The following is a 10,151-nucleotide window of genomic DNA, read 5'->3' on the forward strand; positions in this document are numbered from 1 at the left end:
CCCCCGTTTTCACAGGCGCTCTGACGAAACCCCGCTCAGCCGATGAAAACCCATTGACCTGAGCAGCCAGGCGTGAATACACTCTGTCGCAAAGCAAGTTGTATACAATTACAAAATCGATGAGGCACAAACCATGAGCAAAATGAGAGCAATCGATGCAGCCGTTCTGGTCATGCGCCGTGAAGGTGTAGATACCGCGTTCGGCATCCCAGGGGCTGCCATCAACCCGTTGTATTCGGCCCTGAAGAAAGTCGGTGGCATCGATCACGTCCTCGCTCGCCACGTCGAAGGTGCCTCGCACATGGCCGAGGGCTACACCCGTGCCAACCCAGGCAACATCGGTGTGTGCATCGGCACGTCCGGCCCTGCCGGCACCGACATGGTCACCGGCCTGTACAGCGCATCGGCCGACTCCATCCCGATTCTCTGCATCACCGGCCAAGCCCCGCGTGCACGCCTGCACAAGGAAGATTTCCAGGCCGTCGACATCACCAGCATCGTCAAGCCAGTGACCAAGTGGGCGACCACCGTTCTGGAGCCAGGCCAAGTGCCTTACGCCTTCCAGAAGGCCTTCTATGAAATGCGTACCGGCCGCCCAGGCCCGGTACTGATCGACCTGCCGTTCGACGTGCAGATGGCCGAAATCGAATTTGACATCGACGCCTACGAGCCACTGGCCATCAACAAGCCATCGGCGACCCGTGTCCAGGCCGAAAAAGCCTTGGCCCTGCTCAATGACGCCGAGCGCCCGCTGCTGGTAGCCGGTGGCGGCATCATCAACGCCGACGCCAGCGACAAACTGGTCGAGTTCGCCGAACTGACCGGCGTCCCGGTAATCCCGACCCTGATGGGCTGGGGCACCATCCCGGACGACCACGCACAAATGGTCGGAATGGTCGGCCTGCAGACGTCGCACCGCTACGGCAACGCCACCCTGCTGAAATCCGACTTGGTGTTCGGTATCGGTAACCGCTGGGCCAACCGCCACACCGGTTCGGTCGATGTCTACACCGAAGGCCGCAAGTTCGTGCACGTCGACATCGAACCCACCCAGATCGGCCGCGTGTTCACCCCAGACCTGGGTATCGTTTCCGATGCTGGCAAGGCACTGGACGTGTTCCTGGAAGTGGCCCGCGAGTGGAAAGCCGCTGGCAAGCTGAAGTGCCGCAAGGCCTGGCTCGAAGACTGCCAGGAGCGCAAGGCCACCCTGCAGCGCAAGACCCACTTCGACAACGTGCCGGTCAAGCCACAGCGCGTGTACGAAGAAATGAACCAGGTATTCGGCAAGGACACCACCTACGTCAGCACCATCGGCCTGTCGCAGATTGCCGGTGCGCAGTTCCTGCACGTGTACAAGCCACGCCACTGGATCAACTGCGGCCAGGCCGGCCCGCTGGGCTGGACCATCCCTGCCGCGCTGGGTGTTGTCAAAGCCGACCCTAAACGCAAAGTTGTCGCGCTGTCGGGTGACTACGACTTCCAGTTCATGATCGAAGAACTGGCAGTAGGCGCACAGTTCAACCTGCCGTACGTCCACGTGCTGGTGAACAACGCCTACCTGGGCCTGATCCGTCAGGCGCAGCGTGGCTTCGACATGGATTACTGTGTACAACTGGCGTTCGAGAACATCAACTCGACCGACGCCGCCACCTACGGTGTAGACCACGTTGCCGTAGTCGAAGGCCTGGGCTGCAAGGCCATCCGTGTATTCGAGCCAGCAGAAATCGCCCCTGCCCTGCTCAAGGCACAGAAAATGGCCGAAGAGTTCCGCGTACCGGTGGTGGTCGAAGTGATTCTCGAGCGTGTGACCAACATTTCCATGGGCACCGAGATCAACGCGGTCAACGAGTTCGAAGACCTGGCCCTGGTCGGCAACGACGCGCCAACCGCCATCTCGCTGCTGGACTGATCGCCTGACGCCCCCAGGTACGCCCTGGGGGCCTTCATCGCAAGGAGACAACTCATGCCTCGCTTCGCTGCCAACTTGTCCATGCTGTTCACCGAACAGGACTTCCTGGCCCGCTTCAAGGCTGCCGCCGATGCTGGTTTCAGCGGCGTCGAATACCTCTTCCCGTACGACTTCAGCGCGGCTGAAATCAAGCAGCAGTTGGAGGCCAACGGCCTGACCCAGGTGTTGTTCAACCTGCCCGCGGGTGACTGGGCCAAGGGTGAGCGCGGCATCACCTGCCACCCAGACCGCGTCGAAGAATTCCGTGCCGGTGTCGACAAGGCCATCGAGTACGCCAAGGTGCTGGGCAACACCCAGGTCAATGCCCTGGCCGGCATCCGCCCACAAGGCCCGGACTGCGCCACCGTGCGCAAGACCTTCGTCGAGAACCTGCGCTACGCCGCCGACAAGCTCAAGGCCGCCGGCATTCGCCTGGTCATGGAAATGATCAACACCCGCGACATCCCAGGCTTCTACCTGAACACCACCCAGCAGGCCCTGGAAATCCAGGCCGAAGTCGGCAGCGACAACCTGTTCCTGCAGTACGACATCTACCACATGCAGATCATGGAAGGTGACCTGGCGCGCACCATGCAAGCCAACCTGCCACTGATCAACCACATCCAGCTGGCCGACAACCCAGGGCGCAACGAGCCAGGCACCGGCGAAATCAACTACCGCTTCCTGTTCGAGCACCTGGACCGTATCGGCTACCAGGGCTGGGTGGGCGCAGAGTACAAGCCGCTGACCACCACCGAAGCGGGCCTGGGCTGGCTGAAAACCCATAACGCAATTTGAACAAGCCGGGCGCACAGCGCCTGATGTGAACAAATATAAAGAGGCACATTGTCATGGCTAAAATCGGTTTCATCGGCACCGGCATCATGGGCAAGCCCATGGCCCAAAACCTGCAAAAAGCAGGTCACAGCCTGTTCGTTTCCACCCACCACGACGCCGCGCCAGCCGAGCTGATCGCCGCCGGTGCAGTGGCCCTGGCCAACCCTAAAGAAGTGGCGCAGGAAGCCGAATTCATCATCGTCATGGTCCCCGACACCCCGCAGGTCGAAAGCGTCCTGTTCGGCGAAAACGGCGTGGCTGAGGGCGTCGGCCCGAACAAGATCGTGATCGACATGAGCTCGATCTCGCCAACCGCTACCAAAGCCTTCGCCGAGAAAATCAAGGCAACCGGCGCTGCCTACCTGGACGCCCCGGTGTCCGGTGGTGAGGTCGGTGCCAAGGCCGCGACCCTCAGCATCATGGTCGGTGGCTGCCCGAAAGCCTTCGAGCGCACCCTGCCGCTGTTCGAAGCCATGGGCAAGAACATCACCCGCGTCGGTGGCAACGGTGACGGCCAGACCGCCAAGGTCGCCAACCAGATCATCGTCGCCCTGAACATCCAGGCAGTCAGCGAAGCGCTGCTGTTCGCCGCCAAGAACGGCGCGGACCCAGCCAAGGTGCGTGAAGCACTGATGGGCGGCTTTGCTTCGTCGAAAATCCTCGAAGTGCACGCCGAGCGCATGATCAAGGGCACCTTCGACCCAGGCTTCCGCATCAACCTGCACCAGAAGGACCTGAACCTGGCCCTGCAAGGCGCCAAGGAACTGGGCATCAACCTGCCCAACACCTCCAATGCCCAGCAAGTGTTCAACACCTGCCAGGCCCTGGGTGGCGGCAACTGGGACCACTCGGCGCTGATCAAAGGCCTGGAGCACATGGCCAACTTCTCGATCCGCGGCGACAAGTAACCTGAATTCGGGGGCTGCTGCGCAGCCCGATCGCGACACAAGGCCGCTCCTACAAGCGGTACGCAATCCCCTGTAGGAGCGGCCTTGTGTCGCGAAAGGGGCGCAAAGCGCCCCCAGGATTCCAGAGCAAACACCATTGAACCTGCGACCACAGGTTCAGCGGTAGCACCGAGCAACACCCGCCCCTGGTTCGGCCTGCACGGAGGCAGTTCCAGGGGCGTTTTTGATTCTGCAGAACAACAATAATTGGGAGCCTGCCATGTCGGTCGATCCGCAAAAACTTCTCCGCGAACTGTTCGACACAGCCATCGCCGCCGCCCACCCCCGTCAAGTTCTCGAACCCTACCTGCCCGCCGACCGTAGCGGCCGGGTCATCGTCATCGGCGCCGGCAAAGCCGCAGCTGCCATGGCCGAAGTGGTCGAGAAAAGCTGGCAGGGCGAAGTCTCTGGCCTGGTCGTTACCCGTTACGGCCACGGCGCCAACTGCCAAAAAATCGAAGTGGTCGAAGCCGCCCACCCGGTCCCGGATGCCGCCGGCCTGGCCGTGGCCAAGCGCGTGCTGGAACTGGTCAGCAACCTCAACGAAGACGACCGCGTCATCTTCCTGCTGTCTGGCGGGGGCTCGGCACTGCTGGCCCTGCCTGCCGAAGGCCTGACCCTGGCCGACAAGCAGCAGATCAACAAGGCGCTGCTCAAATCCGGCGCCACCATCGGCGAGATGAACTGCGTACGCAAACACCTCTCGGCGATCAAAGGCGGCCGCCTGGCCAAGGCCTGCTGGCCGGCCACGGTGTACACCTATGCCATTTCCGATGTGCCGGGCGACCTCGCCACGGTAATTGCCTCCGGCCCCACCGTGGCCGACCCGAGCACCTCGGCCGACGCCCTGGCCATTCTCAAACGCTACAACATCGAAGCGCCGAAAGCGGTCATCGACTGGCTGAACAACCCAGCCTCGGAAACCGTCAAGGCCGATGACCCAGCCCTGGCCCGCAGCCACTTCCAGCTGATCGCCAAGCCCCAGCAGTCGCTCGAAGCTGCCGCGGTCAAAGCCCGCCAGGCCGGCTTCAGCCCACTGATCCTCGGTGACCTGGAAGGTGAATCACGCGAAGTGGCCAAGGTACACGCCGGCATTGCCCGGCAAATCGTTCAACACGGCCAGCCGCTTAAGGCGCCCTGCGTGATCCTGTCGGGTGGCGAAACCACCGTAACCGTGCGCGGCAATGGCCGTGGCGGGCGCAACGCCGAGTTCCTGCTCAGCCTCACCGAAAGCCTGAAAGGCCTGCCGGGTGTGTACGCCCTGGCCGGCGACACCGACGGCATCGATGGCTCGGAAGAAAACGCCGGTGCCTTCATGACCCCGGCCAGCTACGCCCGCGCCGAAGCCCTGGGCCTGTCGGCCAGCGACGAGTTGGACAACAACAACGGCTATGGCTACTTCGCCGCGCTGGATGCGCTGATCGTCACCGAGCCGACCCGCACCAACGTCAACGACTTCCGCGCCATCCTGATCCTCGAGACTGCCCAATCATGACGCCTGATAAAAAAGTAAAGATCCTCGCCACCCTTGGCCCTGCGATCAACGGCATCGACGACATCCGCCAGCTGGTCGAAGCCGGGGTGAACATCTTCCGCCTCAACTTCAGCCACGGCGAACACGCTGACCACGCCCTGCGTTATCAGTGGATCCGCGAAGTCGAGCAGCAACTGAACTACCCGCTGGGCATCCTCATGGACCTGCAAGGGCCAAAGCTGCGCGTGGGCCGCTTCGCTGAGGGCAAGGTACAGTTGCAACGCGGCCAGGCCCTGCGCCTGGACCTGGACAAAACCCCCGGCGACAACCGCCGGGTCAACCTGCCGCACCCCGAAATCATCGCTGCCCTCGAACCCGGCATGGACCTGCTGCTGGACGACGGCAAGCTGCGCCTGCGCGTCACCGCCAAGCACAGCGATGCCATCGACACCGAAGTGCTGAACGGTGGCGAGCTGTCCGACCGCAAAGGCGTCAACGTACCGCAAGCGGTGCTCGACCTCTCTCCGCTCACCGAAAAGGACCGCCGCGACCTGGCCTTCGGCCTGGAGTTGGGCGTGGACTGGGTGGCCCTGTCGTTCGTCCAGCGCCCTGAAGACATCGTCGAAGCGCGCCAGCTTATCGGCGACCGCGCCTACCTGATGGCCAAGATCGAAAAACCCTCGGCGGTCGAGCAACTGCAAGCCATCGCCGAACTGGCAGACGCGATCATGGTGGCCCGTGGTGACCTGGGCGTGGAAGTGCCGGCCGAAAGCGTGCCGCAGATCCAGAAGCGCATCATCGGCACTTGCCGCCAACTGGGCAAACCGGTGGTGGTGGCCACGCAGATGCTCGAATCCATGCGTTTCTCGCCAGCGCCTACCCGTGCCGAAGTCACCGACGTGGCCAATGCCGTGGCCGAAGGTGCCGACGCGGTGATGCTGTCGGCCGAGACCGCTTCGGGTGATTACCCGCTGGAAGCGGTGCAGATGATGAGCAAGATCATCCGCCAGGTGGAAAACGGCCCGGACTACCAGGCCCAGCTCGACGTTGGCCGGCCAAAAGCCGAAGCCACCGTGTCGGATGCCATCAGCTGCGCTATCCGCCGTATCAGCGGCATCCTGCCGGTGGCGGTGCTGGTCAACTACAGCGAGTCGGGCGCCTCGACCCTGCGCGCGGCGCGCGAGCGGCCACGGGCACCGATCCTCAACCTGACACCGAACCTGAACACCGCACGCCGCCTGAGCGTGGCGTGGGGCGTGCACTCGGTGGTCAACGACCGCCTGCGCCAGGTCGACGAGGTGGTGTCTACGGCGCTGGAAATTGCCCAGGCGCAAGGTATGGCCAGCCGTGGCGACACACTGCTGATCACCGCCGGTGTGCCTTTCGGCAAGCCGGGGTCGACTAACACGCTGCGGATCGAGACTTTGGTCTGAGATTGCCGGGGGCGCTCTGCGCCCCTTTCGCGACACAAGGCCGCTCCTACAGGAGACCGCAATCCCTTGTAGGAGCGGCCTTGTGTCGCGATAGGAGGGCAAAGCCCTCCCAATACACCGAACCTGCGGAAAACAGAGGCCCAAAGAGGCCCACCGCCCTCCATCAACCTCACTGACTGCCCCATGTACACCAAAAATTTCGTCAACCCGTGCCCCGACTGGGCCACGGCGCTACTCAACGGCTTCAGCCAGGTGCTGCTGCTGCGCAACCCCCTGTGCGGCCTGTGCTGCCTGCTGGCCATCCTGCTGACCGCGCCCAGCCTGGTCGGCGGTGGTGCCCTGCTCGGCGCCCTGGCTGGGCTACTCACCGCCCAGGCCCGCGGTTACGACCGCGCCGACCGCCAGGCCGGGTTGTATTGCTACAACGGCGTGCTGATCGGCATCCTGATCAGCGTCGTGCTGCCCTGGTCGGCGATCCTGCCGCCCCTGATCATCGCCGCCGGCGGCCTGTCCAGCATCATCACCCACCAATGGCGCAAGCGCGGCGGCAAACTTTTGATCGCCTACACCGCCCCCTTCGTGCTGCTGGGCTGGGCTGCACTACTGTTCGCCAGCCCCTCGCCCAGCGGCTTCGTCGAAGCCGACCCGCTGTATGCCCTGGCGCGTGGTGTGGGCCAGATCTTCCTGCTCGATCAGCCCCTGGCAGGCGCGCTGATCATCCTCGGCATGTTCATCGCCAACCCCTATGCCGCCATGTGGGCAGTGATCGGCTCGGCCATCGGTGGTGGCGTGGCGCTGCTCACCGACCAGGCGCAGGCTGCGTGGCTGGGCCTATACGGGTTCAATGCCGCATTGGCGGCACTGGCCTTCAGCAGGCAAGGTGAAAAGCCGTGGGTGACGCTGCTGGCCATCGCCATGGCCTTGCTATTGCAACCGTTGTTCAAACTGCTGCCGGTACCCGGCCTGACCGCGCCCTTCGTCGCCGCCTGCTGGCTGATGCACCTGGGCAGTCACTTGGTACAACGAGGCCATAAGCACGACGCAGCTGATTTAAGGGGGTAAGTTATCGCGTCCCTTGTCGTGTCCTCGTTACACTTTCGGAGAGGTTTATATAGTCACTAACGTTGCCCACCCGGCGCCTGGAACTAGGTGCTTCAGCTGGTCTGAAGGGCAAAACAGCATGGGTTTCAGGTACCAAATTAACTGAAATGAACCCCTCTGCTTTCAAGAACAAGGACTTGTTTTCAGGTGGTGTAGGCACATAGATATTTCCTTTTACCAAGTAGTGTCCCGAGAGCTCTACAAAAGGCATCTCGGAGGTCACTCTGGCCTCGAACCGCCCAGCGCTGAATGAAAACTCGAAAGTCGTTGCCTGCTTCTCATGTACTCTGACGACTTCAATGGACCGCCCACTCGTACGGGGGGCATTCAGCAACGTCAGGTGAGGCTTGAGGTCTTTTTTGGGTAAACCATAAGTCTTGAGTAACTTGGTCAAGCCAGTTTTGCCCCCTGCCTGGGCTGATGGGTCTGTCTTATTTACCGGATCACCAGAACAGTATGCATAGGTATTACAGCCGCCCTTACCAAAGGGACTGAAGCTGTCAGGACTGACGAATCGCATCAGCATTGGGCTATACAACCGATAGCCATTTCCCAGCAGATACCCCTGCACGGTTCTCTCCAGAAGCTGGCCAGTGAAGCACAAGAGCCCCGCTTTCCTCGGCTCGACATGGCCATAAACTGTGTAGGGTAACGACCTCTGCCCCATGTGCTGTCGAGTTATAGCCTGCTTGTCGCCATACATTTTCTTTACCTTTTGATGGTTTTTTCTTACCCCTACGCTGAGTACTTTTGTATTAGCGTGGAACTAGCACTTTTATCAGTCTGAATTCTCACCTTCCTGCCAGAGGCCCGGACCATCTAATCTTGGCTATCAACGCTTTCGGAACGACCGCCTCATGAGTGCACAACAATCTTTGCGTGAACGCCTGTACATCATGGTCTTCCAGACCGATACCGTCGCCGGCCGCCGCTTCGACAAAATCCTACTGCTGATCATCCTGGCCAGCTTGGTTACCGTAATCCTCGACAGCATCGACGAAGTGCACCAAGGCTACGCCGGTCTGCTGGCCGCCATCGAATGGGGCTTTACCGCGATCTTCCTGGCCGAGTACATCACCCGCCTGTACTGCTCCCCCAAGCCCTTGCGCTACGCCTTCAGTTTCTATGGCCTGGTCGACTTGCTGGCGATCGTGCCGGGCATCATCGCCCTGTACTACAGCGACGCCCAGTACCTGCTGATCATCCGGGTTATTCGGATGCTGCGGATCTTCCGCGTACTGAAGCTCAGCCCGTACCTCAAGCAGGCCCATTACCTGATGGAGGCGCTGCGCGGCAGCAAGCAGAAAATCATCGTGTTCCTGGTGACGGTATCGACCCTGGTGACGGTGTTCGGCACGCTGATGTATGTGATCGAAGGGCCGGAGCATGGCTTTACCAGCATTCCCAAAGGCATCTATTGGGCCATCGTTACCCTGACCACCGTGGGCTTTGGCGACATCGTGCCGAAGACGCCGCTGGGGCAGGTGCTGTCATCATTGGTGATGATTACCGGTTATTCGATCATTGCCGTGCCGACCGGGATCTTCACCGCAGAACTGGCCAACGCCATGCGTGGGGAGCAACTGCAGCATGATTGCCCAACCTGCCAAAAGAAGACCCATGAGCATGGGGCGGCGTTCTGTTCCCGGTGTGGGAATGGGCTGTTTCCCAAGCACTGAGGCCCTGTACTTGCAGCGGAATAACCAAAGTGTTTTTTGTTCTTTAACCCACTTCGAGCCACCCGCTATAGTCGCTGGCAATCTGCCCCAATACTCTTCAAGAACAAGGAAGCAACGTGAAAAAACTCTTCACCGCCTCACTGCTCGCCGCAGGCCTGGCCCTGGGTAACCTCGCCCAGGCCGCCCCTACCCTGCTCAACGTTTCCTACGACGTGATGCGCGACTTCTACAAGGACTACAACCCAGCCTTCCAGAAACACTGGGAAGCCGAGCACAAAGAGAAGGTCAACGTGCAGATGTCCTTCGGCGGCTCCAGCAAGCAGGCGCGTGCGGTGATCGATGGCCTGCCGGCCGATGTCATCACCATGAACATGGCCACCGACATCAACGCCCTGGTCGACAACGGCAAGCTGGTGCCGGACAACTGGGTAACCCGCCTGCCGAACAACAGCGCACCGTTCACCTCGGCCACAGTGTTCATCGTGCGCAAGGGCAACCCAAAAGCCCTGAAAGACTGGCCCGACCTGCTTAAGGACGGCGTGCAGGTGATCGTGCCCAACCCGAAAACCTCGGGTAATGGCCGCTACACCTACCTGTCGGCCTGGGGCTACGTGCTCAAGCAAGGCGGTGATGAAAGCAAAGCCCGCGATTTCGTCGGCAAACTGTTCAAGCAGGCCCCCGTCCTGGACACCGGCGGCCGCGCCGCCACCACCACCTTCATGACCAACCAGA

Annotated in this window: 9 protein-coding genes; 8 read left to right on the plus strand and 1 reads right to left on the minus strand. The window is 61.4% G+C overall.

What is annotated here, in order from left to right:
• The first annotated feature begins 133 nt into the window (after positions 1–133).
• From gcl to APH42_RS16480, 6 genes are all read left to right on the plus strand, one after another.
• A complete protein-coding gene (gcl, locus tag APH42_RS16455; protein ID WP_012273444.1) occupies positions 134–1,909 on the plus strand; it encodes a glyoxylate carboligase in 1,776 nt (591 codons plus the stop codon).
• A gap of 54 nt (positions 1,910–1,963) precedes the next feature.
• Positions 1,964–2,746: a hydroxypyruvate isomerase gene (hyi, locus tag APH42_RS16460; RefSeq protein ID WP_060493791.1), complete on the plus strand. Its 783-nt coding sequence runs from the start codon at positions 1,964–1,966 to the stop codon at positions 2,744–2,746.
• A gap of 53 nt (positions 2,747–2,799) precedes the next feature.
• Positions 2,800–3,693: a 2-hydroxy-3-oxopropionate reductase gene (locus APH42_RS16465; protein ID WP_012273446.1), complete on the plus strand. Its 894-nt coding sequence runs from the start codon at positions 2,800–2,802 to the stop codon at positions 3,691–3,693.
• Between the two features lie 259 nt (positions 3,694–3,952).
• Positions 3,953–5,227 carry a glycerate kinase gene (locus APH42_RS16470; RefSeq protein ID WP_060493792.1) on the plus strand — a complete coding sequence of 425 codons (1,275 nt, stop codon included), beginning with the start codon at positions 3,953–3,955 and terminating at the stop codon, positions 5,225–5,227.
• On the plus strand, positions 5,224–6,639 hold the full coding sequence (gene pyk, locus APH42_RS16475; RefSeq protein ID WP_060493793.1) for a pyruvate kinase: 1,416 nt from the start codon (positions 5,224–5,226) through the stop codon (positions 6,637–6,639). The genes APH42_RS16470 and pyk overlap by 4 nt, the downstream gene beginning before the upstream one ends.
• A 183-nt stretch (positions 6,640–6,822) precedes the next feature.
• The gene (locus tag APH42_RS16480; RefSeq protein ID WP_060493794.1) at positions 6,823–7,701 is read left to right on the plus strand and encodes an urea transporter; all 879 of its coding nucleotides are present in this window, start codon (positions 6,823–6,825) and stop codon (positions 7,699–7,701) included.
• Between the two features lies 1 nt (position 7,702).
• On the opposite strand, the gene APH42_RS30690 is transcribed toward APH42_RS16480, so the two are convergent.
• On the minus strand, positions 7,703–8,443 hold the full coding sequence (locus tag APH42_RS30690; protein WP_060493795.1) for an RHS repeat-associated core domain-containing protein: 741 nt from the start codon (positions 8,441–8,443) through the stop codon (positions 7,703–7,705).
• Between the two features lie 154 nt (positions 8,444–8,597).
• On the opposite strand from APH42_RS30690, the gene APH42_RS16490 reads away from it, so the two are divergent.
• Complete coding sequence (locus tag APH42_RS16490) at positions 8,598–9,419, plus strand: ion transporter (protein ID WP_012273451.1); 822 nt, start codon at positions 8,598–8,600, stop codon at positions 9,417–9,419.
• A gap of 116 nt (positions 9,420–9,535) precedes the next feature.
• On the plus strand, positions 9,536–10,151 hold a 616-nt coding region (locus APH42_RS16495), incomplete at its 3' end, for a sulfate ABC transporter substrate-binding protein (RefSeq protein ID WP_156352801.1).

This window comes from Pseudomonas sp. NBRC 111140, from assembly GCF_001320885.1.
Lineage (GTDB): Bacteria > Pseudomonadota > Gammaproteobacteria > Pseudomonadales > Pseudomonadaceae > Aquipseudomonas > Aquipseudomonas putida_P.